This window comes from Curtobacterium citreum, assembly GCF_006715175.1.
GTDB classification, from domain to species: Bacteria; Actinomycetota; Actinomycetes; order Actinomycetales; family Microbacteriaceae; genus Curtobacterium; species Curtobacterium citreum.
On the sequence record NZ_VFMQ01000001.1, the window covers coordinates 3133155 to 3159431 of the forward strand.

Below are 26277 nucleotides of genomic sequence, written 5' to 3' on the forward strand. Positions count from 1 at the left end.
CGTTCCGCTCGGAGGAGGCCGTTCCTTCCGGCCTCCGACGCGCGGATCGGCATCCCAGGACGGAGGCGATGGGAAGGATCGCTCACGCGACCGGCTGACGGACGGGAGGCCCGTGGCGGCACCGGCACGGGCCTCCCGTCCGTCCCCGGGTCACCACCCGATCAGCGCGACGCGGTGCAGCGCCCTCAGCGCGCGGGCAGCCCCGCGATCCACCCGGCGACCTGCGCGTCGAACCACGCCGCGTCGAGGTTCCGCTCCCACGCGTGCTCGGCCGAGCCGCTGACCACCAGGGTCACCCGGTCGGGCTCCCCCGCGGCGAACTCCTGGCTCACGGCGAACGGCACGGTGCGGTCCCCGTCGGAGTGCACGAGCAGCGTCGGCGGCAGGGGCGGCGGGACCCGGAGCCACGAGAGCGCCCGGACGTCGACCGGCGCACGGAGCCCGACCACGCGGTGCAGCAGCGGCGTGCGCATCGCCGCGAGGGCCGCGGAGACGACGAACCCGGGCACCGGGGTGCGGGCCGCCTGGAAGCGGACGGCCGCCTCCCAGTCGAGCGCCGGCGCCACGAGCAGCACGCCCGTGACCAGGTCGCGGTGGGCCGAGCGCAGCAGCAGCTCGTGGGTGATCGTGGCGCCCATCGACCAGCCGACCAGGACGATCCGCCGCGCACCGTTCGCGACCGCGTGGTCGAGGGCTGCCTCGACGTCGACCCACTCCCGGGCACCGAGGTGCGACGCGCGTCCCTCCCACGGCGCCTCACCGTCCCCGCGGAACGACGGCACGATCGAGGTCCAGCCGGCCTCGAGCGCCGCCGGGACGGTCCGGAGCGCGGTCACCCGGGTCGTCCGGATGCCGTGCACGTGGACGGCCCACGTGGCCGCGGCGTCGTCGTCGGGGCGGGCGGGGCGCACCACCCACGCCGGGGCCGCGCCGAGCGGGGTCGGGATCGACACCTCGGACCAGTCGACCTCCATCGCGGCGGGGTCGGGGTGCACGTGACCGCTCCACCGGATGCGGGCGGACACCGCGCCGGTCGTCCGGACCACGGCGCGGCGGACGGTGCCGGCGGCCTCGTCGACCTCGAGCACCGGCCCGACCGTGGTGTGCCCGTCGCCCTCGTGCCACAGGCCGTACTCCCCCGGCCGCAGTGTGTCGGCGGTCAGGGGCAGCTGCACCGAGTCGGCGTCCGCGTCGAGCACCGGCGTCCACCGGTGCCGCCCGGGCAGGACGATCTTGCCGACCACCGCACGGACGGCCAGCAGCCCGCCGACCACCACGAGCACCACCAGGGCGACGAGCACCCACACCACGACCGTCATGCCGTCATCCTCCGAGGTTCCGAGCGAGCACCCGCTCCGCCGACCGCACGTGCGCGAGTTCGCCCGGGTCGATCGTCCGTCCCTGCACCTCGGCGTCGCGGATCGCGATGACGAGGTCGTACGTCCGCACCCGCAGGTCGGCGCGCCGTTCGACGGGCCGCAGGCCGTGGTGTCGGACGACGCGGGCGAGCCGACGGTGGTGCCGACCGAGCCGCAGGTCGCGGACCCACCGGCGCACCGTGAACGAGGCCATGCCGACCACGACGAGCACGATGCCGAGGTAGAAGGGCGGGTCGAACGCGAACCGCAACGCGTCGCGGACGCCGGGGGTGGCCAGGCCGAGGTGGTCGGCCGTCAGCGACACGATCTCCTCGACGCTGGCCAGGGTGACGAGGACGAGTCCGACCCGGAAGACCCCGAGGGCTCCGCGCCCGGTCGGCAGCCCGCGCACGAGCGTCGTCACCGTGATCGCGGCCACGCAGGCCATGTAGACCGAGGCGTAGAGCCACATCGCGGTCTGGTCGATGCCGAGCACGATGAAGTGGAACGCGGTCGTGCCCCGGTCGGTGATGCACGCGAACGGGATCGTGAACGCGGTGACCACGGCGAGCAGCGCGAGGGGGTGCGCCAGGACCGGTCGGCGCGGCAGGTCGCCCGTGGACGCGCGGAGCATGAGCCAGAAGGCGGTGGTCGCGCAGACGTTCTGCACGAGGTTGATGAGGTTCGTGCCGCCGAGCCACCCGTCGAGCACGGTCTGCGGCACGACGCTGCCGAGGGTGAGGAGCCCGAGGGCGCCCACCCCGGTCGCCGCCCAGGCCGCGCGACCGCGCGGGTTCCGCCACACCGACGGCGTCCGCGCCACGAAGATGAGGGCCGCGCACCAGAAGGTGGCGGCGTGCAGGGCACCCATCAGCCGTAGGCCCGCTCGTCCGACGACCCCGCGCCGAGCAGGACGGTGGCGACCTCGTACGCGAAGCGCTCCGCGAAGTGCTCGTCGTCGCCGGACACGCGCACGAGCCCGTGCCCGGCAGTCTGCGTCGGGTCGTCCGCGTGCGCCGCGCTCCGGCCGTCGACGTCCCGCTGGCACACGTTCGTCCCCGCGGCGAGCGACGCGACCGACGCGGGCGTCGGCGCCCCGGCGTCGCCGTGCAGCAGGTGCCCGAGTTCGTGCAGCACGCAGTGCATGCGGTACAGGGGCGGCACGGCGGCGGGGACGAGCACGAGGTTCTCGTGCGGCGCCTGCGAGACGAGTGCGGTGAGGCTGCCCCACGACGGGCCGTCCACGTCGACGACGCGTGTCGGCGTGCCGACCGTGCGGGCGACCGCGGCCACGACGTCGTCGAGACGCGGGTCGGTCGGCAGCGTGCGCACGAGGTCGGCGACCACCCTCGTCACGTTCCGCCCTGCCATCGACTCCCCCTCGTCCCGCGGACAGCCTACCGGCCCGGATCCACGCGGCGGGCGGTGCGGTCCCGACGTCGGCGCGCGCGGTCGCGGGGTGGCGGACGACGGACGGGAGGATCGTGGCGGGCCCGCCACGATCCTCCCGTCCGCGTCCTGGCGGGCCGGACCCGCTCAGTCCTGCGCGACCGCCTCGTAGTGGCGTGCGCCACCGCGCACCCCGGCGAACCGGTACGGGCCGGCGGTGACCCGGGGACGCTCGACGTCCTCGCTGGTGGCGGCGCCGCCGGCGTGCAGCGCGCGGTACTCGTCGACCGTCAGCCGGACGCGCGCATCGAGCACCGCGCGCACGCGACCCTCGCGGCGGTGCGACCGGTAGTCGGGCTGCACGATGCCCGTCATGAGCTCGCCGACGCTGCCGGAGCCGTAGCTGAACATCGCGATGCGCTGCCCGCCGAGCTCGTCGTCCAGGTCGAGGAGTGCCGCGAGGCCGATCCAGATCGACGCCGTGTAGGTGTTGCCGGTCTGCCGGTTGTAGGTGAAGCCGATCGCGAGCTCGGACTCGTCGAAGGGCTCCCCGACGTGCTGCGTCAGCTTCCGGTGCGCCTTGAGGGCCATCTTCGTGAACGGCTGGTGGTGCACGAAGCGGGTGATGTCGGCGTACGCGGGACCGCCCTGCGCGGCGAGGTCGTCCCACGCGCCGACGAAGGCGTCGACGTACGCGCTCACCGAGAGCCGCCCGTCGACGAGCGCCGTGGAGCGGTCGTTCGGACGCCAGAAGTCGTCGACGTCGGCGGTGAAGACACCGGCGGCCGGCTCGAGCTCGACGAGGTCCGGATCCGCGGACACCAGGATCGCGGCGGCACCGGCGCCCTGCGTGGGCTCCGCGGCGGTGTCCACGTCGTACCGCGCGACGTCGGCGGCGATCACGAGCACCCGCTCGTGCGGGGCGCGCGCGACGATGCCGAGCGCGAGCTGCACGGCCGCGGTCCCGCCGTAGCAGGCCTGCTTGAGCTCGACGACGCGCACCGACTGCGGCAGGCCGAGCAGCCCGTGCACGAAGACGCCGGCGGCCTTGGACTGGTCGACGCCGGACTCGGTGGCGAACAGCACCGTGCGGATGCCCTCGACGCCGTGGCGGTCGATGACCTCCTTGGCGGCGGCGGCCCCCATCGTGACGATGTCCTCGTCGGGCGCGGGCACGCTGAACGCGTCCTGGCCGATGCCGACGTGGTACTTCGCGGGGTCGACACCCAGGCGCTCGGCGAGGTCGTCGAGCTCGAGCACGTGGTGGCCGGTGGCGATCGCGATGTCGTGGATGCCGATGCTCAGCGGCTGCTGCGCGGTCATGCTGCACCTCCTGCAGGCCGGGAGCCCCGGCGTTCCATGGCGACGTGGGCCGCCATCAGTTCTCCGGGGTTCGTCTGGGCGGCGAGCAGGGAGAGCTCACCGCAGAGGACCGTGGCGGCGCACAGGGCCGCCAGGCGTCGGGCGTTCGCGCCGGGTTCGCGCTCCTCGCGGCAGCCGAGCCGCACGAGCGCGTCCTCGACGACCGGCAGGTCGCCGCCCTTGCCGTTGCCGACCGTGCCGACGATCAGGTGCGGCAGCGCGGTCGAGAAGTACAGGTCGTCGCCGCGGGCCTCGGCGTAGGTGATGCCCTGCGAGCCCTCGACGATGTTCGCGGCGTCCTGCCCGGTGGCCAGGTAGAAGCCGAGCAGCATGTTCGCGTAGTGCGCGTTCGCGGAGCGCAGGGCACCGGCGATCGTCGACCCGACGAGGTTCTTCGCGACGTTGAGCTCGGCGATCCGCGCGGCACTCGACCGGAGCCGCTTCTCGACGACCTCGCCCGGGATGACGATCTCGGCGATGGTGTTCCGGCCGCGTCCGCGGATGCCGTTCACCGCGGTGGCCTTCTTGTCGGTGCAGAAGTTGCCCGAGACGCTGACGTACCGCAGGCCCGGCTCCCACGCGAGGATCGCCGGCAGCAGCTTGTCCGCCGCCTGCGTGACCATGTTGTGGCCGGAGGCGTCGCCCGTGGTGAACGCGAAGCGCAGGAACAGCAGGTCGCCGACGATCTCCGGGTGCACCTCGATCAGCTTCGCGAACCGGCTCTGCCCGGCGACGAGCTGCTCGAGCTCGTCCTGGCGCGCCAGGATCCGCCCCGCGGCGATGTGCGCGGCGGCGGCGCTGTCGGCCTTCACGACGACGGAGCGGGTCATGCGCTCGTCGACGACGGTCGCGACGATCCCGCCCTCGACCATCCGCGAGACACGGGCGCCGCGGCCGACGGACGGCCAGAGCGGCGACTCGTACGTCGCGAGCGGCACCTCGTGCTCGCCCTCGACGGCGTTGCCGCTCACGCGGATCGGCCCCACCCACTTCGTGGGGATCGGGGTCAGCAGGTCGGTCATTCGACGCTCCCTTCGGGCGCTTGCACCGCGACGCTGAGGTGTCTGATGTCGTGCGCCTCCCAGGCGCGGTGGATGCCGGCGAGGTCGGTGTCCGCCGGGACGAGCGCGATGCCGCAGTCGCCGCCGCCGGCGCCGGACGGCTTCGCCGCCCCGCCGGCCGCCTCGACCACGTCGCACAGGGTCGCGAGGCGCTCGGTCTCGATCTGCGACCCGACCGACGCGCCGAGCCCCTGCAGGAGCGTGCGGGCGCGTCGCAGGGCGTCGAGCGTCTGCGCCGCGTCACCGGACCGGAGGCCCGTGGTCAGGTCGTCGACGCAGGTCCGGCTCTCGTCGAGGAACGCCGGGTAGCCACCGTTGCGGTGGCGCCGCACGACGTCGACGAGCTTCGTCGTGGACGCGGGCGAACCGGTCCAGCCGACCAGCAGTTCGAGGTCCTTCGGCGCCGGCAGCCGTTCGACGTCGAACCCGGTCCACGCGTCCGCGTCGGCCAGGACCTCGGACACCGTCCGGCCGCCGAGCATCCCCGCGAGGCGCTCCCGGTCGGGCGCGCTGTACCGCAGCCACCCGCCGAAGGTGCTCGCCGCGAGGTCGCCGCCGGACGCCCGGGGGTTCACCCGGATGGTGGCGAGCAGGGCGACCCGGAAGCGGTCACGCTGGGACAGCCCGATGCCGTAGAAGCGGTCGAGCGCGCCGACGGTCGCGACGGTCACGGCGGCGGAGGACCCGAGTCCGAACTTCCGGCCGCTGGCGTCGTCGAGCTGGCTCTCGATCCGCAGGTCGTGGAACCGCGGGGCGATCCCCCGCTCGGCGCGGAGCTTCTCGACGAGGTCGATCGTCGCCATCACGTAGTCGTACGGGTGGTGCTCGCGGTCGAGTGCGAGCCCGTCGTCCGCGCGGGTCCAGGTGAGTGGCAGGTGGCCGTACTCCTCGGAGTGCACGGTGCCCGATCCGTGGCCCTCGGCGACCCGGGCCGTGATGGCGCGGTCGAGGGCGATGAGCACGGACGGCTGCCCGGGCTCGACGACGGCGTACTCGCCCGCGACGAACAGCTTGCCGTGGGCGCGGAACTCGATCACTCGGCGGTCTCCTCCGGTCGGACGGCACCCGCTCCGGGTGCCTCCGTTCCTTCGGAGCGGAGCAGGTGCGCGCCTGGTCCGGTGCCGGACTCGATGACGTCTCCCAGGTCGGCGAGGGCGGCCGCGACGGCGCCGCGGTCCTCGGGCGTGGTGAGCACGACGACGTTCGGGCCGGCGTCGGCCGTGGCGTACGCGGTCAGCCCGTCGGCACGGAGTCCGGCGACGGCGTCGAACACGGCGACGCTGCGGGCGTTCAGGTAGCGGATCGGCGGGAACGCGCCCTCGATGGTGGCGTGCATACGGAGCGCGTTGCTCTCGGTGAGCTCGCCGATGCGGGCGAAGTCCCCGGCGGCGCACGCGGCGAGCATGTCGTCGACGGTGGCCGTGGTCGACTCGACCCACGCCGGGTAGAACGGCGAGGTCGCGATCGTGCGGCGCATCGCCTCGCGCGACCCGATCGCCTTCTCGCCGGCCGAGATCGTCACGACGACCATCGCCATCGGCGGCGCGGGGACGCGCTCGGCGAACGACGCCTGGTCGTCGCCAGCGTGCCACACCGCGACGCCGCCGGGGATCGACCGGGTGGCGGAGCCGGAGCCGCGACGGGCGAGCCGGGACAGGTCGCGCTCGGACAGGTCGAGCCCGTACGCGGCGGCCGCGGCCGTCGCGAGCGCCGCGAAGCCCGACGCGCTCGACGCCAGCCCGGCGCCGGTCGGGACGGTGTTCTCCGACACCACCGCGGCGTGCACGGACGACCCCGCGGCCTGGCGCACGAGGTCGAGGAACTGCTGCACGCGGAGCAGGGCGCCGTCCGGGGCCGCGCCGCCGTTCAGCACGAGCGAGTCCGCCGCCGCGGCACCGTCGAGCGTGACGGTGGTGGTCGTCGGGAACACGTCGAGGCCCATCGACACGCTGCCCGTGGCCGGGAGGGCGAGCTGCGCGTCGGCCTTGCCCCAGTACTTCACGAGCGCGATGTTGGGGTGCGCGACGGCGGTGGCGGTCATCAAGCGCGGGCTCCGATCGTGGTGGTCCAGGTCTCCGTCGCGCCGGCGGCACGGAGGGCCGTCGCGACGCGGTCGGCGTGCGTGGCGTCGGCGACGAGCGCGAGGACGCATCCGCCGCGCCCACCGCCGGTGAGCTTCGCGCCGAGGGCGTCCGCACGGCGTGCGGCGTCGACGAGCCGGTCGAGGTCCGCGCTCGACACGTCGAGTTCGGTGAGCAGTCCGTGCGCGGCGTCCATCGTGGCACCGAGGCCCTGTGCGTCGCCGTCCACGAGTGTCCCCCGTGCGCGACGGGCCAGGTCGCCGATCGCCGCGACCACGGCGTCGACGGCCTGCGGGTCGCGGTCGTGGCGCTCCCGCACGGCGGCGACGGCCTCGCGCGTGTGCCCGGGGACGCCGGTGTCGGCGACGACGAACGTGAACGCGGCGCCGAGCGGGACGGGTTCGACGACACCGTCCTCGAACCACACCGGGACGTCGGCGACCACACCGCGGGCGTCGAGCCCGGACGGTCGGCCGTGGGCGACCCGCTCGCACTCCTGCACGAGCTCGTGGTGCTCCTGCGCGTCCAGGGTCCGGCCGAAGACGTCGGCGACGGCGGCCGTGACGGCGGCGGCGACCGCGGCGCTCGACCCCATGCCGCGGGCTGTCGGCACGGCGCTGTCGACGCGGACGTGCAGGTGCTGCCCGGGGGCGCCGAGGTGCCGCAGCGTGGCCGTGACCGCCGTGACGGTCGGCAGCACGGCGGCGGGCGCGGTGTCGAGCGGACCGGTGTGCACGGTGGACTCGAGTGCGCTGCCCGACGTCGACGGCACCGGGGTCGCGGTCGCGGTCACGCGGACGTCCAGGACGGGCAGCACGAGTGCGGGTACGCCGTACACCACGGCGTGCTCGCCGATCAGGATCGTCTTGCCGTGGGAGGACCCGGTCCCGGGGCGGAGGGTGGTGCCCGGGTGCGGGGTCGCGGTGCGGTCGGTGTCGTGGTTGGTCATCGTGGCTCAGGTCAGCCTAACCGGACGCGGGCGGTGCGGGACGTGTGCGCCGGCCGGACGTACCCCCGGACACATCGACCCGGACGCGCACGGGCCGCAGGCGTACATTGTCGTCAGCATGCTGACGATTTCCGTCTGCCGACCACCAGGAGGGCCCGTGCACACCCCGTCCGTCCCCGACCGCCGCCGCTGGGCGGGACTCGTCGTCATCAGCGTCGCGGTCTCCCTGATCATCGTCGACTCGACGATCGTGAACGTCGCGATCCCGAGCATCGTCGCCGACCTGGACATCGACTCGACGCTCGTGCAGTGGGTCCAGGAGAGCTACACCCTGGTGTTCGCCGCGCTGCTGCTCGTGTTCGGCTCGCTCGCCGACCGCTACGGACGGCGGCGCCTGCTGACGATCGGCGTCTCGGTCTTCGTGGCGGCCTCGGTGCTCGCGGCGATCGCCCCGACGGGGGACCTGCTCGTCGCGGCCCGGATCCTGCAGGGCCTGGGCGGCGCGATGGTGCTCCCGACCACGCTGTCGCTCGTCAACGCGACCTTCACCGGGCGTGAGCGTGGCATCGCCTTCGCGGTCTGGGGATCGACCATCGGCGGCATGGTCGCGGTCGGCCCGCTGCTCGGCGGCTGGCTGACGACGGACTTCTCGTGGCGCTGGGCGTTCGGGATCAACGTGCCGCTCGGCATCGCGATCGTCGTCGGTGCGTTCTTCACCGTCCGGGAGTCCCGGGACACCGCACACGCCGGCGGGATCGACGTGGTCGGTGCCGTGCTCAGCGTGCTGACGAGCGCGTCGCTCGTGTTCGGGTTGATCGAGGGGCGGACGTACGGGTGGTGGACACCCGCGGAGCGCTTCCGCGTCGGCGGCTGGGCGTGGCCGGCGGGCACCTCCCCGATCCCGTTCGCCTTCGCGCTGACCATCGTCGCCGGGATCGCCTTCGTCGCCTGGTCCCGACGCCGGCAGCGCTCGGGACGCTCGACCCTGATCGCGCTCGACCTGTTCCGCATCGGGTCGTTCCGGAACGGCTCGATCGCGGCCCTGATCGTGTCGCTCGGCGAGTTCGGGATCGTCCTGTCGCTGCCGCTCTGGCTGCAGAACGTGCTCGGCTACTCGGCACTGCAGACCGGCTTCGTCCTGCTCGCGCTGGCGATCGGCTCGTTCGTGGCGAGCGGGTTCGCGGCCACCGCCGGCCAACGGATCGGCCCGCTCCCCATCGTCCGGATCGGCATCGCCGCGGAGATCGTCGGGGTCGCGGCGATCGGGTTCGTCGTCTCCGCGGACACGCCGTGGTGGGCGGTCGTGCCGTGCCTGTTCGTCTACGGGTTCGGCGTCGGGCTCGCGACCGCACAGCTGACCGGGGTCGTGCTGCAGGACGTCCCGGTGGAGCGCAGCGGCGAGGCTTCCGGCGCCCAGAGCACCGCGCGGCAGATCGGGTCGGCGCTCGGCATCGCGGTGCTCGGGACGGTGCTCTTCACCAGCACGGGCGGACTCGTCCAGCAGCGGCTCGAGGACGCCGGGACCCCGTCCGGCGTCGCGTCCCGGGTGTCCGACGCGGTCGTGACCTCCTCCGGCGGGGCGATCGCCGGCCTCCGGGAGCGCGACGCAGCGACCGCCGACGTCGCCGCCACGGCCTTCAGCGACGGGACCCGTGCCGCAGCGTGGTCCGCCGCCGGGTTCCTCGTGCTCGGCCTGGCCGCGACGCTCCGGCTCCGTCGCCCCGACCCGACCCCGGACGAGCAGCCGACCGCCCGTTCGGCCGCTTCCCCCGCCTGACCCGCCCCTCCCCCGCGAAACGCAACCTCGGCGGTTCCTCGCAGCGGAATGTCGCTGCGAGGAACCGCCCACATCGCGTCTTGCGGAAGCGCAACCCGCCACAGCTCAGCACTGCGCGCAATTGGGTTGTGCACAACTGGATTGCGTGGCACACTGGGGGCATGCCGGTGACCGACGAGATGGTGTGCTTCTCGCTGTACGCGGCGTCCCGGGCCACCACCCAGGCGTACCGCGCGCTGCTCGAGCCCTGGGGCCTGACCTACCCGCAGTACCTCGTCCTCGTGACCCTGTGGATCGAGGGCGACCAGACCGTGTCGAGCCTCGGCGAGCACCTGCAGCTCGACTCGGGCACGCTCTCGCCGCTGCTCCGCCGCATGGAGCAGTCCGACCTGGTCCGCCGCGAGCGCCGCAGCACCGACGAGCGCGTCGTCACCGTGACCCTCGGCGACCGGGGCCGCTCGATCCGGCCCGAACTCGCGCACGTCCCCGCGCGCATCGCCGCCGGGATGGGCCTGCCGGACGAGCAGGCCGCGCTCGAGCTCATCGCGAACCTGCAGCGCCTGACGGCCACCATGCACGCTGCCGCCGACGCACCGGCCCCCGGATCCACCTCCGGCCCCGCACCCACAGCCGGTCCCGGCCCCGAGTCGCGCTCTCGGCGACGAGTCTCGGGCTGACGGACGCGGGACTCGTCGCCCACCCCGAGACTCGGGCCGGCCCCGTCGCCGGCCCACTGACCCCCACGAAGGAAGGAAGGACCCACATGGACGTCCTCTACACCGCCGAGGCCCTCGCCACGGGCGAAGGCCGCAACGGCCACGTCGCCACCAGCGACGGCCGCGTCGAGCACGACCTGGCCATCCCGAAGGAGATGGGCGGCTCCGGCAACGGTGCGAACCCCGAGCAGCTCTTCGCCGCCGGCTACGCCGCGTGCTTCCACTCCGCGCTGCAGGGCGTCGCCCGCGCGCAGAAGGTGAAGATCACCGACTCGACTGTCGGCGGCCGCGTGTCCATCGGCCCGAACGGCCAGGGCGGCTACCAGCTCGCCGTCATGCTCGAGGTCGTCATCCCGGACGTCGAGCACGACGTCGCGCAGGCCCTCGCGGACGCCGCGCACCAGGTCTGCCCCTACTCGAACGCGACCCGCGGCAACATCGACGTCACCATCGTCGTCTCGGAGGACTGACCCATGACCGACACCACCCCCACCACCATGCGCGCCGTCGTGCACGAGACCTTCGGTGAGCCCGCCGACGTCCTGACCGTCGCCGAGCGCCCGGTCCCGCAGCCCGGCCCCGGCCAGGTGCTCGTCCGCACCGTCCTCTCCCCGATCCACAACCACGACCTGTGGACCATCCGCGGCACCTACGGCTTCAAGCCCGAGCTGCCCGCCGCCAGCGGCACCGAGGCGCTCGGCGTCGTCGAGGCCCTGGGCGAGGGCGTCGACCGCCTGCAGGTCGGCCAGCGCGTCGCCGGCGGCACCTTCGGCGTCTGGGCCGAGTACTCCGTGGCCGACGCCGCCGGGCTCGTCCCGGTCCCCGACGCGATGGACGACGAGTCCGCCGCGCAGCTCGTCTCGATGCCGTTCAGCGCGATCAGCCTGCTGCACTCGCTCGACCTGCACGAGGGCGACTGGATCATCCAGAACGCCGCGAACGGCGCCGTCGGCCGCATGGTCGCACAGCTCGGCAAGGCCCGCGGCATCAACGTGATCGGCCTGGTCCGTCGCGCCGAGGGCGTCGAGGAACTCCGCGCCCAGGGCATCGACCGGATCGTCGCCACCGACGCGGACGACTGGAAGGACCGGGTCGCGGCCATCACCGGCGGCGCCCCGATCGTCGCGGGCGTCGAGTCCGTCGGCGGCAAGGCCGCCGGCGACATCGCCTCGGTGTTGGGCGAGAACGGCACGCTCGTCGTGTTCGGTGCGATGGCCTCCCCCACGCTCGAGATCCCGTCGGGCAAGGTCATCTTCGGCCAGCTCACCGTCAAGGGCTTCTGGGGCGCGGTCGTCAGCAAGACGATGCCCGCCGAGCTCAAGGGCCAGCTCTTCGGCGAGCTCATCACGCGCGTGCTCGACGGCTCGCTGACGCTCCCCGTCTCCGAGACCTTCGTCTTCGAGGACGCCCGTGACGCCGCCCGCGCCAGCGACACCGCCGGTCGCGTCGGCAAGGTCCTCCTGCGCCCGTAGCGGGTCCGGACCACAGACGGACTGGAGGCCCGTGGCGAGACCGCCACGGGCCTCCAGTCCGTCACGGGGTCGGGACCAGGGCCCGCAGCGCGTCCGTGGTGCCCAGCCACCCGACCGGCCGACCGTCGCCGTCCACGACCGGCAGTCCGGTCCCGCCGTCGGCGTCGACGACCCGCTCGACGACGTCGGCGAGCCGCGCGTCGGCCGGGACGGCCTCGACGTCCGCCAGGACGTCCCCGACCACGCGGGTGCCGAAGCCCTCGTCGGCGAGCAGCGCGTCACCGACCGACCGCGCCGTCACCACCCCGGTCAGGCGACCGTCCGCGTCCACGACGACCAGCGCCCCCGCGTCCGCCGCACCGAGCCGGGCGAGTGCCTCGTCCGCGGTCGCCGTGGCGGGCAGCACCGGTCCGAGCGGCCGGACCGCCGCACCGACGGGCACGTCCGACCTGGCACCCTCGGTCGGCAGCGGTGCCGAGTCGGTCAGGTCCACCCCGCGGCGGCTGAGCTTGAGCGTGTAGATCGTGTCGCGGGACAGCACCCGCGAGACCGCGGTGGCGACGACGATCGCGACGAACAGCGGGAGCACGAGGGCGTAGTCACCCGTCAGCTCGAACAACATGATCCCCGCCGTGATCGGCGCCCGCGTCGACCCGGCGAACACCGCACCCATCCCGACGACCGCGAACGCACCGACCTGACCGTGCATCCCGGGCGCCACCGACGCCACGACCTCGCCGAAGGCCGCACCCGTCATCGCGCCGACGAACAGCGACGGCGCGAACACCCCGCCGGAGCCGCCGATGCCGAGCGTCAACGAGGTCGCGAGCACCTTGCCGACCACGAGCACCGCGAGGAAGCCGAGCGCGTACCGACCGGCGACCCCGTCCTCGAGCACCGGGTAGCCGACGCCGTACATCTGCGGCAGCACCAGGAGCAGCGCGCCGAGCAGCAGCCCGCCGACCACGGGCCGCAGCCACTCCGGGCCCCGGGTCGCCCGCCAGGCCACGTCGCAGAGGTCCTCGACCAGGTACAGCACGCGCGTGAAGCCGATGCCGACCGCGCCCGCGAGCAACCCGAGCAGGGCGAACAGCAGGTACTCCGGCGGGGTCACGGCGCCGATCGTCGGCAGGTGCAGGAAGGCCGTGTCCCCGAAGGCCGCGCGACCGATCAGGGCCGCCGTGACGCTCGCGACGGCGACCGCCCCGAACGACGTCGGGGTGAAGTCGCGGAGCAGGAGCTCGAGCGCGAAGAACACCCCGGCGACCGGGGCGTTGAACGTCGCCGAGATACCCCCGGCCGCACCGCAGGCCACGAGCGTGCGGAGCCGACCCTCGGGCATCCGCATCCACCGGCCGATCGTCGAGCCGAGCGCCGAACCGATCTGGATGATCGGCCCCTCACGGCCGACCGAGCCGCCCGACCCGATGCAGATCGCACTCGCGAGGGCCTTGACCACGGCGACGCCGCCACGGATCCGGCCGCCGTTCCGGGCGATGGCGAACATCACCTCGGGGACACCGTGGCCGCGGGCCTCCCGGGCGAAGCGCTGGATGAGCGGTCCGTACAGGAGTCCACCGACGGCCGGCGCGAGGACGACGAACCCGGCGCCGAGCCACGGGACCCAGGGGTTCGGCGGGTGCCCGGTCATCGCGGCGTAGTCGGCGTGGCCGCTGAACAGGAGCGTCGCGTGCTCGATCAGCCAGCGGAAGACGACGGCGGCGACCCCGGCGCCGGCGCCGACGACGAGTGCGGGGAGGGCGAGGCGGAGCGCGGCGGACCCGAAGCGGGTGCCGGCGAGCCGGACGTGGGCGTGGACGGTGGGGAAGCGGGCGGGCACGGTCCTCCGATCAGTTGCATACAAGCAATGATTGTACGCACGCAACTGTTGCTCCTCACAAGAGCGGTCGGCGTCAGCCCCCGAAGGCGGAGACCTCCTCGGGCGCCGGCTCCCCCATCGCCCGGCGGAACGCCGCCATGCCCGCCACCGCGACCACCCGGTCCTGCTCGGGCATCCCCGCGACGATCGCCTCGAGTTCACGACGGCGGCGCTCGGTCACCTCGTCCACCAGGGCGCGCCCGCGGTCGGTCGCGGCGATGCGGACCTCGCGCCGGTTGTCGGCGCCGGGACGCCGCTCGACCCAGCCGCCCGCGACGAGCCGGTCGACGTTCCGGGTCAGGGTCGAGGGGCCGACCGCGAGCCGGTCGGCCAGGTCGCCGGAGCGCGTCGGCCCGAGGGAGACGACGAGGACGATGAGCCGGAACTGCGGCACGGTGACGTCCTCGAGCGCGGGGGCCAGGGACCGGGCGACGACCCCGAGGAGCCCCCGGGAGGCGGCGAGGACCTCGTCGATCCCCTGGACAGCGTGCTCCGACATGCCCTCATCCTGGCAGGCGGTCACATCGCCTCCTTGAGCCCCCACCGCACCAGGAGCGCGTTCACCGGGTAGGAGCACACGAAGCCCGCGACCATGGCCAGCTGCATCGCGACCCAGAACTCGGGCGTCGTCACCGCGAGCCGACCGCCCAGGACCGCCGGCAGCACCGCGAACTGCAGCAGCGCCATCACGCCGTACATGCCGACCTGCCACGCCGTGATGCTCAAGGTGTCGGCCTTGAGCGCGGCGACGAGCCCGTCCCGCCACCCGAGCCCGCGCATCGGGGCGATGGCCGCGTACTGGAACGCGATCCCCACCACGAAGGCGATCACGAAGTCGATGATCCAGCCCGCGAAGATCGGGTCCCCGTAGAGCGACCCGAGCCCGACGAGCGTGCCGAGCGCCGGGAACGCGACGAGCCCGAACTCCCCCACCAGGTCGCCGAGCGCGCACCCGGCACCGCAATGGCTCGTGTCGATCGCGGCACCCGCCCAGCGGCCGTGTCCGTCCACGGTCGCCCGGCCGCGGCGCAGGTAGAAGACGAGCCACACGACGCTGCCGAACAGCATCGTGAGCGGCCAGACGAGCGCCATCACCCGCATGTGCGGTGGGTGGCGGACGACGTCGACGGCCACGAACGCGGCGCAGCCGACCGCCAGGACGAGCAGGACGGCGCAGACGGCCGTGAGCGCGGGCGGGAGGTCCGCCACCTGCAGTCCGGTCACCCTGTCCACCCTCCGCGCATGGTTGTACCCGTACAACCGCCGAGCGTACCGACACCGCCGATGTCGGTTCCCGGGCTCGCGTCCCCCGGGTGACCGGCAGACGGACGGGAGGCGCGGTGCCCGCTGGCACCGCGCCTCCCGTCCGTCCCGTGCGCGCGCCTCAGGCGCGCGTCTGCTTCTTGTCGACCACGAAGATGTTGCCGGTGGTGACGCCCTCCTCGACCTCTTCGAGGGTGCGCCCGCGGCTCTCCGGGACGAACTTCCAGATGAAGAAGAGCGCCAGCAGGCCGACGATGCCGAAGCCGAAGAACGTCCCGGTGATCCCGGTGGCGGCGACGATCGTCGGGAAGTACAGCCCGAGGAACGCGTTCGCGATCCAGAGGCAGAACACCGCGATGCCCATGCCGAGCGCCCGGATCTGCGTCGGGAAGATCTCGGACAGGATGACCCAGGTGGCGATGTTCAGGAAGGTCTGCATCGATCCGACGAACGCGACGACCAGGAACAGGATGACCCAGGGCCGGGCAGGGTTGCCCTCGACGAGGGTCATCGACGCGATCCCGATCAGGAAGTGACAGACCGTGGTCAGCGAGTACCCGATGATGAGCGTCGTCCGACGGTTGATCCGCTCCATGTTGGCGATGGCGATCACACCGCCGACCACGGCGATGACGCCGGGTGCGATGTTGGCGATGAGCGCTGCCGACTGCTGGAAGCCGGACTCGATCAGGACGGTCTGTCCGTAGTACATGATCGAGTTGATGCCGGTGAGCTGCTGCGCGACGCCGATGCCAGCCCCGATGAGCACGATGCGGATGAGCCACTTGTTGCCGAGCAGGGTGCGCCAGCCGCTCACCCGCTCGACCTTCGCCTCGAACTCGTTCGTCCGCTTGATGTCGTCGAGCTCGGCGACCGCACGCTCCCGCGATCGGATCTGTCCGAGGACCTCGAGCGCCTCGTCGTTGCGGCCCTTCGACGCGAGCCACCGGGGCGACTCGGGGACGCGGAGCATGCCGACGAAGAGCGCGATCGCCGGCAGGGCGCAGACGGCGAGCATGACGCGCCAGACGCCGTTGCCCTCGCCCCAGAGGTTGCCGATGATCGCGTTCACGACGAAGGCCGCGAGCTGCCCGATGACGATCATCAGCTCGTTGCGACCGGAGAGGGATCCGCGGATCTCGTACGGCGCGAGCTCGGCGAGGAACACGGGGACGACCGTCGAGGCACCGCCCACCGCCAACCCGAGGAGCACTCGGCCGATCACCATGACGCCGAACGCCGGCGCGGCGACACAGACCACGGTGCCGACGAAGAACGTCACCGCGAGCAGGATGATCGTCTTGCGACGCCCCCAGCCGTCGGCGATCCGACCGCCGAGCATCGCGCCGATCGCGGCCCCGAACAGCAGGGAACTGGTCACGACGCCCTCGGTGAGGTTCGTCAGCCCGAGCTCCTGCTTCATGGGCAGCAGAGCACCGTTGATCACGCCGGTGTCGTAGCCGAACAGCAGGCCGCCGAACGTGGCGACGAGGGCCAGGACGCCGAGGCGGCGACGGTGCGGGCCGGTGCCCACCGGGGGCAGTGCGACCTTCGGTGCTGTCGGCTTGATGTCGACCATGCGGTGACTCCTTCGTCGGGTGATCGCGCGTCTTCGCGTGGGACCGATGGTAGCCCCGATCCATGTCCTGTCAATCACACATTAAGCCAATCTGACGTGTGGATCGCTCCATGAAAGCCCCGATCAGCGCGGGCGCGGTCCAATCACCCGGGCGCGCGCCACGGCCGGCGGGTGGTCGGTCGATCGGTCGGCAGCCGACCGACCCGGCCGGGACGTTCGGCACAACCGGAAGCACGTCGCGCCACGGAAGCCCGTGGCGCGAGCTGCTTCCGGTTGTGCGGAGTCACAACGCACCTCGGTCCAGTCGAGACGCACGGCACCGCACAGCCGTGACCGTCGCCGCACCACGGCGCGCTACTCGGCCGCCGTCGCCCCGTCGCCCAGGACGTCCCCGAGCGAGGCCATCCCCGCTCCGTGGTCCGTGTACCGCCGCACCGTCCGACGGGCCGCGGCACTCGCAGCCCCCGCGAGCGCCGGGTTCCGCCGTGCGGCGTCCGCCACCCGTCCCGCGTGCCCGGCGGTGGACAGCAGGACGTTCGCGAGCGCCCGGGCGTCGCCGGACTCCGGGACGCCGGTGACGGCCCACGCGCTCCGGAGCTGGTCGTCCGGTGTGACCCCGCGGCGGGTGCCCATCCGGTGCCAGTCGGACAGGGCGCCCTCGGTCCGCGAGGCCGCGCGCTCGACCTCTCCCGCGCGACGGCGCTCGACCGACCGGGCAGCGTCGGCGGCGTCCGACCCGGGCTCCCGACCGGCGACCGCCTCGGCACGCTGTCGGGCGTCGGTGGCGTCCCCGCCGGCGGCCGCGATCCGTGCGGCGTGGGCGGCTGCGGCGGCGGCGAGGATCTCGTGGCGGTCCATGCCCTCGACGGTAGCCGCTCCGACCGACAGCATGGGTCCGGCGACACATCCGTGCACCTCGGACTCGTGCAGTCGCGAGCGGCTCGGTACGCTCGGACCCGAGGGGGAATCATGAACCGAACGGCCGCGATCAGCGTCGCTGCACTGACCCTGGTCGCACTGTCCGGCTGCTCGCTGTTGCGCGGGTCCGACGGAGCGCTCCCGGCGCCCTCGGACCCGGCGACGGCGTCGGCCACCGCGACCCCCACGCCGTCCGCGACCGCCGACGGCACGTCCGACACCGAGCGACTGGCCGCCTCCGCCACCCCGCGCGTGCCGACCCCCGCCCCGACCGAGGCCGCGGCGCCCGACCCCGAGCTCACGCCGATCCCGGCCGGGACCGTGCTCACCGAGGCCGACGTCGCATCGCCCAAGGGCAGCATCCACTTCCACCTCCGGGTCGTGGCCGACGGCGACGACACCTTCACGGCGCAGTACACGGGCTTCACCTCGACGCTGCCGGTGCCCGTGGGCGTCGGGTTCTTCGAGAAGGCCCGTCAGGTCGGCGACGCCCTGACCTACCACGGCGTCGGGGACCACGTCCTCGGCGGACCGACGTCCGGGCCGCAGTCGGTCGACGTCCCGCTGGACGGCTCCGGCGTCGACCCGTCCGGACTCACCGAGCTCGTCGTCGCCTCGGCCGCCGCGCAGGGGCAGGACGTCCCCGTCGAGATCGCGCTCGACAAGGTGCTCGCCGTCTCGACGGTGCGGTGGTCCGTGCCCGCTCGGCAGACGAACGTGCACCCGGTGGACGGCGGCGTGCGGGCGAACGCCTCGGGTCCGGTCACGGCGACGACGGCGTCCGGAGCGCCGAAGGCCTACACGGTGCGGTCCGGGGACCTCATCGCGGACGTCGCGCTCCGGTTCGGGATCACCGTGAAGGACCTCGTCTGGCTGAACCAGGGGCTGCAGGTCTTCGGTGACGACCAGGAGCTCTACCAGGACACGTCGCTGAACCTCGATCCGCTCGGTCGCTGACCCCCACGAGACGGACGGGAGGCGCGTGGCGGACCCGTCACGCGCCTCCAGTCCGTCTCGGGGTGACGCGGTCTAGCTGTACTAGGCCGTTAGGTTGGTGACACTCGGGCTGCAGGTGTGAGTCCGTGGCTTGAGTGGGTCCGGCCAGTGTTGTAGTGCTCGATCCAGGGCGCAAGCGCGTCGGCGCGTGCTTGGTTGCTGGTGAAAGGTTGCCGGTAGGCCCACTCGGTCGCGAGGGTCCGGTTGAATCGTTCGACCTTGCCGTTTTGCCATGGGCAGTGGGGTTTGATGAACTTCTGCTTCGCCCCGAGCGCGGCGACGGCGTCCTTGAACGCGGCCGAGTGCCGGTAGGCGAACGCGTTGTCCGAGATCACGCGCTCGATCGTTGCGATGCCGTGCTCAGCGAAGTAGGCCGCCGCGCGTGTCAGGAACGCTGCTGCGGTCGCGCCTTTCTCATCTGGGTGGATCTCCGCGTAGGCGAGTCGAGTGTGATCATCGACGGCCGCGTGGACGTAGTCGAACCCGATGCCGCGCCCCCGGAACTCCTCGCGGCGGCCGTGGACCCGCCAGCCTCCGCCGTTCGGGATCCGGCCGAGCTTCTTCACGTCCACGTGGATCAGGTCGCCGGGATGCTCGTGTTCGTACCGGTTCTGTGTTGCCTTCGTCGCGCGGATCAGCGTCCCGGTGACCGGGTCCAGCCAGGCCAGCGGCGGCACACGGTGGCGGGTAAGGATGCGGGAGATCGTCCGCGCGGGAACACCGGTCGCAGCGGCGAGCCTGGCGGGGCCGAACCGGAGCTCGGCCCGCGCGGTCAGGACCGCTGCCTCACGCTCCGGGCTCGTTCTCGTCGGTGTCCGCAGCGGGCGGCTTGACCGGTCCAGTAATCCGATGGCGCCGTCAGCCCGAAACCGACGAACCCACCGGTGCGCGCACTGACGCGAGATGCCGAGCTCCTTGGCAACGTGCGCGACGGGACGACGGTCATCTATGACGCGAGTAATGAGCAGCCGCCGGCCGTGCAGGGTCAGACGGGCATTAGCGTGGGACACAGAGGCCTCCTGGCGATGGCAGAACTAGACAGCTCCATCAAGCCAGGAGGCCTCGCTGAGTCACAAGCCCCGCAGTGTCACCAACGTCACGGCCGGGTACACCTAGCCGCGCAGCTCCAGGTACTTCGCGATGAGCGCCTTGGTCGACGAGTCCTGCGCGTCGAGCGCGGACTGGTCGCCGTCGACCGCCGGGGCGATCTGCAGCGCGAGCTGCTTGCCGAGCTCCACGCCCCACTGGTCGAACGAGTCGATGCCCCAGATGGTGCCCTCGGTGAACACGATGTGCTCGTACAGCGCGATGAGCTGGCCGAGGACGCTCGGGGTGAGCTCCGGCGCGAGGATCGACGTCGACGGCTTGTTGCCGGTGAAGGTGCGGGCCGCGACGATCCCCTCGTCCGTGGTGCCCTCGGCGCGGACCTCGTCGGCGGTCTTGCCGAACGCGAGCGCCTTCGTCTGCGCGAAGAAGTTCGCGAGGAACAGGGCGTGCACGTCCTGGCCCGGCTGCACGGCCTTCCCGTCGCCGGACTCGTCCTTGAGCGGACGGGCCGGCTTCGCGACCGTGATGAAGTCCGCCGGGATCAGGCGCGTGCCCTGGTGGATGAGCTGGTAGAACGCGTGCTGGCCGTTCGTGCCGGGCTCGCCCCAGAAGACCTCGCCGGTGTCCGTCGTGACGGGGCTGCCGTCCCAGCGGACGCGCTTGCCGTTCGACTCCATCGTGAGCTGCTGCAGGTACGCGGCGAAGCGGTGCAGGTACTGCGTGTACGGCAGGACCGCGTGGCTCTGGGCGCCGAGGAAGTTCGTGTACCAGACGTTGAGCAGGCCCATCAGGACGGGGACGTTCTGCTCGAGCGGGGTGGTCCGGACGTGCTCGTCGATGGCGTGGAACCCGGCGAGGAACTGCTCCCAGTTCTCCTTGCCGATGGCGATCACGACCGAGGTCCCGATGGCGGAGTCGACCGAGTAGCGGCCGCCCACCCAGTCCCAGAACCCGAAGGCGTTCTCCGGGTCGATGCCGAACGCGGCGACCTTGTCGAGCGCGGTCGACACGGCGACGAAGTGCTTCGCGACGGCGTTCGACTTCTCGTCCTCGGACGCGTCGGTCAGGCCGAGCCGCTCCCAGAGCCACTGGCGCGCCAGGCGGGCGTTCGTCAGGGTCTCGAGGGTGCCGAAGGTCTTCGACGCGACGATGAAGAGCGTGGTCTCGGGGTCGAGGTCCGCGGTCTTCTCGTAGATGTCGGCGGGGTCGATGTTCGAGACGAAGCGCGCCTCGAGCCCGGGCTGCACGTACGGCTTCAGGGCCTCGTAGACCATGACCGGGCCGAGGTCCGAGCCACCGATGCCGATGTTCACGACGGTCTCGATGCGCTTGCCCGAGACGCCGGTCCAGGCGCCGGAGCGGACCTGCTCGGCGAACGCGTAGACCTTGTCGAGGGTGGCGTGCACGTCGGCGTCGACGTCCTGGCCGTCCACGACGAGCGCCGGCTCGATGCCCTTCGGACGACGGAGCGCGGTGTGCAGGACGGCGCGGTCCTCGGTCACGTTGATGTGCTCGCCGGCGAGCATCGCACGGAAACGCTCGGCGACCTTCGTGTCCTTCGCGACCTCGAGCAGCGCGTCGAGGATCTCGGGCGTCACGAGGCCCTTGGACAGGTCGACGGTCAGGTCGGCGGCCTGGAACGTGTACTGCTCGGCACGACCGGGGTCGCTGTCGAACCAACCGCGCAGGTCGGGGGTGAAGCCGTCGGCGATGCCGGCGAGCTTCTTCCAGCCGTCGGTCGACGTGGGGTCGACGGGAGCAGATTCGGTCACTTCGGTCCTCCTGGGATCGCGTTCGATCAATCGAGCCCGCGGGTCACCGCAGCGCTGCGTCGCGGACCACGTCCGAGCGTAGTGCCGTCCGTACAGGCGCGCGCACAGCGGCCGTTCCGCTCGTGGCGGACCGTTCCGCGCATCGGGTGCCGGACCTTTCGTCCTCCGACGCGCGGTCCTGCATCCCACGTCACGTGCGATGGGCAGGAACCGCCGGACGGGAGGCACGACCAGCGTCCGCCGCGCGCGTCACGCGAGCAGCGCCGCCAGGACGTCCGCGACCGGTCCGTGGGAGCCGACCGCCAGGCGCGACCAGCCCGCAGGTGGAGCCGCGCACCGCGCGCGACCGCCCACACCCGGAGTCGCTGCGGTCAGGACCAAGCGGCGAACCGGCGGAGCCGCAGGCTGTTCGTCACGACGAAGACCGACGAGAACGCCATCGCCGCACCGGCCAGCACCGGGTTGAGCAGCCCCGCCATCGCGAGCGGGATCGCCGCGACGTTGTACGCGAACGCCCAGAACAGGTTGCCCCGGATCGTCCGCAGCGTCGCCCGCGCGAGCCGGACCGCGTCGGCGACGACGGTCAGTCGGCCGCTCACCACCGTGATGTCGCTCGCCGCGATCGCCGCGTCGGTGCCGGCGCCCATCGCGATCCCGAGGTCGGCCGCCGCCAGGGCCGCCGCGTCGTTCACGCCGTCGCCGACCATCGCCACGGTCCGTCCCTCGGCCTGCAACCGCCGGACGGTCTCGAGCTTCGACGCCGGCGTGGCCCGGGCGTGCACCTCGTCGATGCCGATCTGCTCGGCGACCGCACGGGCGGCACCCGCGTTGTCACCGGTGAGCAGGACCGGTCGGAGCCCGAGCTCCCGGAAGCGCCGGACCGCGTCGGCGGCCTCGGGCTTGACGGTGTCGCCGACCACGACGACCCCGAGGGCCATCCCGCCGCGGGCGACCACGACCGCGGTGCCGCCGGCGGTCTCGACTGTGGACACGGCGGCGGCGAGGTCGTCCGGGAGCGCGATCGCCCAGTCCGACGCCAGCCAGGACGCGGTACCGACGAGCACGACCTCGGTCCCCACGAGCGCCTGCACGCCGGCACCGGGGACCGCGCGGAAGTCCACCGCGCGGGGCACGTCGAGCCCCCGGGCGCGTGCCGCCTCGACCACGGCGCGGCCGACGGGGTGCTCGGAGCCGTCCTCGACGGACGCCGCGAGCGCGAGCACCGTGGCGGTGTCGGCCGACGCGACGCCCCGCACGTCCCGGACCGCCATCACGCCGGTCGTCACGGTGCCGGTCTTGTCGAGCACGATCGTGTCGACCGTCCGCGTCCGCTCGAGTGCCTGCGGCCCGCCGATCAGGATGCCGAGCTGCGACCCCCGGCCGGTCCCGACCAGCAGCGCCGTCGGGGTCGCCAGGCCGAGGGCGCACGGGCAGGCGATGATGAGCGTCGCGACGGCCGCGGTGAACGCGGCCGTCACCGAGCCGCCCGCGACGAGCCACCCGACGAAGGCGACGACGGCGAGTCCGATGACGACGGGCACGAACACGGCGGAGACCCGGTCGGCCAGGCGCTGCACCGCGGCCTTGCCGGTCTGCGCGTCCTCGACGAGCTTGCCCATCCGCGCGAGCTCGGTGTCGGCGCCGACCGCGGTGACCTCGACCACGAGCCGACCGCCCACGTTGACGGTCGCCCCGGTCACCCGGTCGCCCGGCCGGACCTCGACGGGGACGGACTCGCCCGTGAGCATGCCGATGTCGACCGCCGAGGAGCCGTCCCGGACGACGCCGTCGCTCGGGATCCGCTCCCCCGGTCGGACGACCACGACGTCGCCGACGACGAGCGAGGCGGCCGGGACCCGCTGCTCGACCGGGCCGCCGGGGCCGTCGCGGAGCACCGAGGCGTCCTTCGCCCCGAGGGCGAGCAGGGCACGCAGCGCCTCGCCCGAGCGCTGCTTGGCCCGGGCCTCCATGTACCGCCCGGCGAGGATGAAGACGGTCACGGCCGCCGCGACCTCGAGGTACAGGTCGCTCGCCTCGGGGTCGGTCGCGAACCACGAGAACGCCATGTGCATCCCCGGCCGCCCGGCGTCGCCGAGGAACAGCGCGTACAGCGACCAGAGGAACGCCGCGCCCACCCCGACGCTGACCAGGGTGTCCATGGTCGCCGCACCGTGCCGCGCGTTCGTCCACGCCGCACGGTGGAAGGGCAGGGCACCCCACACCGCGACGGGAGCCGCGAGGGCGAGCGCTGCCCACTGCCAGTTCGGGAACTGCAGCACGGGCACCATCGAGAGCAGCACGACGGGAACCGCGAGCACCGCGGACACGACGAGTCGCTGCCGTAGGGCCGCGGTCGGATCAGCGGGCGGGACGTCGCCGTCCGACTCGGGTGCCGCCGGGGCGTGCACGGTCGCGCCGTACCCGGCGGCCTCGACCGCGGCGATGAGGGCGGCGGTGTCCGCCGCGTCCGGGCCGGCGACCTCGACCTGCGCCTGTTCCGTGGCGTAGTTCACCGTCGCCGTGACCCCCGGGAGCTTGCCGAGCTTGCGCTCGATCCGGTTCGCGCACGAGGCGCAGGTCATGCCGGTGATGTCGAGCTCGACGACCCCGTCGCTCACCGTGCCACGACCTCGTAGCCCGCCTCGGCGACGGCGGCGCGCACGGCCGCGGGGTCGAGCGGACGGTCGGAGGTGACGGTCACGGCCGAGGAGCCGCCCGGCACGAGCTCGACCGCGACGTCGGTGACGCCCTCGAGCTCGGACACCTCCTCGGTGACGCTCGCCACGCAGTGCTCGCAGGTCATGCCGGTGACGGCGAGGGTCTCGGTGCTCATGGGGTTCCTTCCGGTCGGTGGATCAGTGATCGTCAGCAGGGGTGGTCAGGAGCGCACGAGGCGTGCGATCGCGTCGCTCGCCTCGCGCACCTTGACGTCGGCGGCGTCGCCGCCCTCGGCGACCGCCTCGGCGACGCAGTGCCGCAGGTGGTCCTCGAGCAGCGACAGCGCCACGCGCTCGAGCGCGCGGTTGGCCGCGGAGATCTGGGTGAGGACGTCGATGCAGTACGTCTCGTCCTCGACCATGCGCGCGATGCCACGCACCTGCCCCTCCGCGCGGCGGAGCCGCTTGAGCAGGTCGTCCTTGTCGTCGATGTACCCGACGTGCGCGTGGTCGTGCATGCTGTCCTCCGGCATGGCCAACACGGTACCCCCCTGGGGTATTCCGCGTGCGGTCGCGCAGGTGGTGCGGATCGGCCGGGAGGCACGTGGCGGGCCCGCCACGTGCCTCCCGGCCGGGGGTGTCCGGGCCTGTCTGCGGTCCGCGATCCGTAGTCGTCAGCGCGGTTCCCGGACAGTGCTGTCATGATGCGCGGGTGAGCACCTCGTCGACGAACGGATTCCGCCGACTGCGGTTCACCGACGGCGACGGCACCTCGTACGAGCGGATCTTCTCCGCGGAGTACAACGGTCGCGACCTCGGGACGGACACCTTCGTGACCGAGGGGACCCACTACGAGTACACGATCGTGGGCGACGACGACCTCACGCTGCGGACCATGCGCTCCGAGGGTGGACGGCGGGGCGGCGTCATCGGGCCGCGCGACGACCACGTGGTCTTCTGGCTCACCAAGGGCCTGCTCGAGATGCACTTCGCGGACCGCTCCCGGATCATCGAGCCGGGGAGCGCCTACATCGCGTCGGCGTCCGAGGCGTACCAGTTCGAGTCGGCGGACACCGTCTACAACGGCCTGCACCTGTCCGACGCCTTCCTGCGGTCCGTCGGCGACGAGCTCGGCTACCGGCTGCCGTCCGGGCCGCTCCTGTTCGACCAGCAGGACGAGGCCGTCGCGCAGCGTGAACCACTGCGGCGGCTCGTGCAGGACCTCGCGCCGGCGCTCCTCGACGACCGCGTGGTCGGTCCGATGCGCACGGCGCTCAACCGACGGCTGGCGACCGTCGTCCTCGACACCTTCCCGGTGCGGGACCGCGGGGACGACATCCCCGTCGCGAACCGGTTGCGGGACGCGATCCGGTACGTCGAGGCCCACGCCGCCGACCGCCCCTCGGTGCCCGAGATCGCCGCCGCGTGCGGCCTGAGCCAGCGCGGGCTGCAGGACGTCTTCGCGCGCACCCTCGGGACGACGCCGAACCGGTTCCTCCGCGACCACCGCCTGGACTGCGTCCGCCGTGCACTCCTGCACGCCGCCGGCGACGACGGCGTGACCCCGATCGCGCGGCAGTGGGGCTTCACGAACCCGGGGCGCTTCGCTGCGGCGTACCGGGAGCGCTTCGGCGAGGACCCGGCCGCGACCCTGCGGGCGTCGCGCGCGGCGCAGCCCGAGATGGGCCGGTCGTCCTGGCGGGTGCGACGGGCCGTGGCGCACATCGAACGGCACGTCGACGCAGAGCTGACGGTCGAGCAGATCGCGGCGGCCGCCGGTGTCCGACCTCGCCGGCTGCAGCAGCTCTTCCAGGAGGAGTGCGGGCAGTCCCCCATGGCCTACGTGCGCGCCCTCCGCTCCGCTGCACGGCGCAACACCCGGGCCGGAATCGGCGGCCGGGCCTGAGCCTCAGCTCACGGGGTACAACGAGAACCGCCGTTCTGGCGTCCTGGCTGGAAGTTCTCTGGAACCGCTGAACCGAGCGTGACGAACCTCGGTGG

24 protein-coding genes are annotated in these 26277 nt (G+C 73.1%); 6 read left to right on the forward strand and 18 right to left on the reverse strand.

What is annotated here, in order from left to right; translation table 11 throughout:
• Positions 1-185: 185 nt before the first annotated feature.
• From FB462_RS14775 to mvk, 8 genes are all read right to left on the reverse strand, one after another.
• Positions 186-1319, reverse strand: a complete 1134-nt coding sequence (locus FB462_RS14775) for an alpha/beta hydrolase (protein ID WP_141862675.1) — start codon at positions 1317-1319, stop codon at positions 186-188.
• A gap of 4 nt (positions 1320-1323) precedes the next feature.
• Entirely contained in the window at positions 1324-2229 is a 906-nt protein-coding gene (locus FB462_RS14780; RefSeq protein WP_141862677.1) for a hypothetical protein, read from the reverse strand.
• Positions 2229-2729, reverse strand: coding sequence for a hypothetical protein (locus FB462_RS14785; RefSeq protein WP_141862682.1), 501 nt, complete (start codon positions 2727-2729; stop codon positions 2229-2231). Before FB462_RS14785 ends, FB462_RS14780 begins: the two co-directional genes overlap by 1 nt.
• A 165-nt stretch (positions 2730-2894) precedes the next feature.
• The gene (locus tag FB462_RS14790; protein ID WP_141862684.1) at positions 2895-4070 is read right to left on the reverse strand and encodes a hydroxymethylglutaryl-CoA synthase; all 1176 of its coding nucleotides are present in this window, start codon (positions 4068-4070) and stop codon (positions 2895-2897) included.
• Positions 4067-5131, reverse strand: a complete 1065-nt coding sequence (locus FB462_RS14795; RefSeq protein ID WP_114850574.1) for a hydroxymethylglutaryl-CoA reductase — start codon at positions 5129-5131, stop codon at positions 4067-4069. Before FB462_RS14795 ends, FB462_RS14790 begins: the two co-directional genes overlap by 4 nt.
• Positions 5128-6207, reverse strand: a complete 1080-nt coding sequence (locus FB462_RS14800; protein WP_141862686.1) for a phosphomevalonate kinase — start codon at positions 6205-6207, stop codon at positions 5128-5130. Before FB462_RS14800 ends, FB462_RS14795 begins: the two co-directional genes overlap by 4 nt.
• Positions 6204-7211 carry a diphosphomevalonate decarboxylase gene (gene mvaD / locus FB462_RS14805; RefSeq protein WP_175326001.1) on the reverse strand — a complete coding sequence of 336 codons (1008 nt, stop codon included), beginning with the start codon at positions 7209-7211 and terminating at the stop codon, positions 6204-6206. Before mvaD ends, FB462_RS14800 begins: the two co-directional genes overlap by 4 nt.
• On the reverse strand, positions 7211-8200 hold the full coding sequence (gene mvk / locus FB462_RS14810; RefSeq protein WP_141862690.1) for a mevalonate kinase: 990 nt from the start codon (positions 8198-8200) through the stop codon (positions 7211-7213). The genes mvaD and mvk overlap by 1 nt, the downstream gene beginning before the upstream one ends.
• 157 nt (positions 8201-8357) lie before the next feature.
• Between mvk and FB462_RS14815 the strand changes: the two genes are divergently transcribed.
• The 4 genes from FB462_RS14815 to FB462_RS14830 all read left to right on the forward strand — a co-directional run bounded on the left by FB462_RS14815 (position 8358) and on the right by FB462_RS14830 (position 12165).
• Positions 8358-9977: a DHA2 family efflux MFS transporter permease subunit gene (locus FB462_RS14815; protein WP_229666940.1), complete on the forward strand. Its 1620-nt coding sequence runs from the start codon at positions 8358-8360 to the stop codon at positions 9975-9977.
• A 161-nt stretch (positions 9978-10138) separates the two neighbouring features.
• A complete protein-coding gene (locus tag FB462_RS14820) occupies positions 10139-10654 on the forward strand; it encodes a MarR family winged helix-turn-helix transcriptional regulator (RefSeq protein WP_180224749.1) in 516 nt (171 codons plus the stop codon).
• An 86-nt stretch (positions 10655-10740) separates the two neighbouring features.
• Positions 10741-11163 (forward strand): organic hydroperoxide resistance protein, encoded by a 423-nt coding sequence (locus tag FB462_RS14825; protein WP_058729284.1) that lies wholly within the window; start codon positions 10741-10743, stop codon positions 11161-11163.
• Positions 11164-11190: 27 nt separating this feature from the next.
• Positions 11191-12165, forward strand: coding sequence for a zinc-binding dehydrogenase (locus tag FB462_RS14830; protein WP_167510203.1), 975 nt, complete (start codon positions 11191-11193; stop codon positions 12163-12165).
• A gap of 61 nt (positions 12166-12226) precedes the next feature.
• Here the strand turns inward: FB462_RS14830 and FB462_RS14835 are convergent, their stop codons facing one another.
• The 5 genes from FB462_RS14835 to FB462_RS14855 form a co-directional block, all read right to left on the reverse strand.
• Entirely contained in the window at positions 12227-14029 is a 1803-nt protein-coding gene (locus FB462_RS14835) for a chloride channel protein (protein ID WP_141862693.1), read from the reverse strand.
• A gap of 49 nt (positions 14030-14078) precedes the next feature.
• The gene (locus FB462_RS14840; protein ID WP_141862695.1) at positions 14079-14543 is read right to left on the reverse strand and encodes a MarR family winged helix-turn-helix transcriptional regulator; all 465 of its coding nucleotides are present in this window, start codon (positions 14541-14543) and stop codon (positions 14079-14081) included.
• Positions 14544-14563: 20 nt separating this feature from the next.
• Positions 14564-15268, reverse strand: a complete 705-nt coding sequence (locus FB462_RS14845) for a DUF4396 domain-containing protein (protein WP_229666939.1) — start codon at positions 15266-15268, stop codon at positions 14564-14566.
• Positions 15269-15428: 160 nt separating this feature from the next.
• Positions 15429-16886, reverse strand: a complete 1458-nt coding sequence (locus tag FB462_RS14850; RefSeq protein ID WP_141862698.1) for a sugar porter family MFS transporter — start codon at positions 16884-16886, stop codon at positions 15429-15431.
• A 354-nt stretch (positions 16887-17240) separates the two neighbouring features.
• A complete protein-coding gene (locus FB462_RS14855; protein WP_141862700.1) occupies positions 17241-17744 on the reverse strand; it encodes a hypothetical protein in 504 nt (167 codons plus the stop codon).
• Positions 17745-17855: 111 nt separating this feature from the next.
• On the opposite strand from FB462_RS14855, the gene FB462_RS14860 reads away from it, so the two are divergent.
• Positions 17856-18761 carry a LysM peptidoglycan-binding domain-containing protein gene (locus tag FB462_RS14860; RefSeq protein WP_141862701.1) on the forward strand — a complete coding sequence of 302 codons (906 nt, stop codon included), beginning with the start codon at positions 17856-17858 and terminating at the stop codon, positions 18759-18761.
• Positions 18762-18850: 89 nt separating this feature from the next.
• Here the strand turns inward: FB462_RS14860 and FB462_RS14865 are convergent, their stop codons facing one another.
• From FB462_RS14865 to FB462_RS14885, 5 genes are all read right to left on the reverse strand, one after another.
• A complete protein-coding gene (locus FB462_RS14865; protein ID WP_141861048.1) occupies positions 18851-19810 on the reverse strand; it encodes an IS481 family transposase in 960 nt (319 codons plus the stop codon).
• A gap of 102 nt (positions 19811-19912) precedes the next feature.
• Positions 19913-21619, reverse strand: coding sequence for a glucose-6-phosphate isomerase (gene pgi, locus FB462_RS14870; RefSeq protein ID WP_058742471.1), 1707 nt, complete (start codon positions 21617-21619; stop codon positions 19913-19915).
• A gap of 371 nt (positions 21620-21990) precedes the next feature.
• The gene (locus tag FB462_RS14875) at positions 21991-24237 is read right to left on the reverse strand and encodes a heavy metal translocating P-type ATPase (RefSeq protein ID WP_141862703.1); all 2247 of its coding nucleotides are present in this window, start codon (positions 24235-24237) and stop codon (positions 21991-21993) included.
• Positions 24234-24452: a heavy-metal-associated domain-containing protein gene (locus tag FB462_RS14880; RefSeq protein WP_114850586.1), complete on the reverse strand. Its 219-nt coding sequence runs from the start codon at positions 24450-24452 to the stop codon at positions 24234-24236. The genes FB462_RS14875 and FB462_RS14880 overlap by 4 nt, the downstream gene beginning before the upstream one ends.
• A 45-nt stretch (positions 24453-24497) precedes the next feature.
• The gene (locus FB462_RS14885) at positions 24498-24809 is read right to left on the reverse strand and encodes a metal-sensitive transcriptional regulator (protein ID WP_180224746.1); all 312 of its coding nucleotides are present in this window, start codon (positions 24807-24809) and stop codon (positions 24498-24500) included.
• Between the two features lie 179 nt (positions 24810-24988).
• On the opposite strand from FB462_RS14885, the gene FB462_RS14890 reads away from it, so the two are divergent.
• Positions 24989-26182: a helix-turn-helix transcriptional regulator gene (locus FB462_RS14890; protein WP_141862705.1), complete on the forward strand. Its 1194-nt coding sequence runs from the start codon at positions 24989-24991 to the stop codon at positions 26180-26182.
• Positions 26183-26277: the final 95 nt, after the last annotated feature.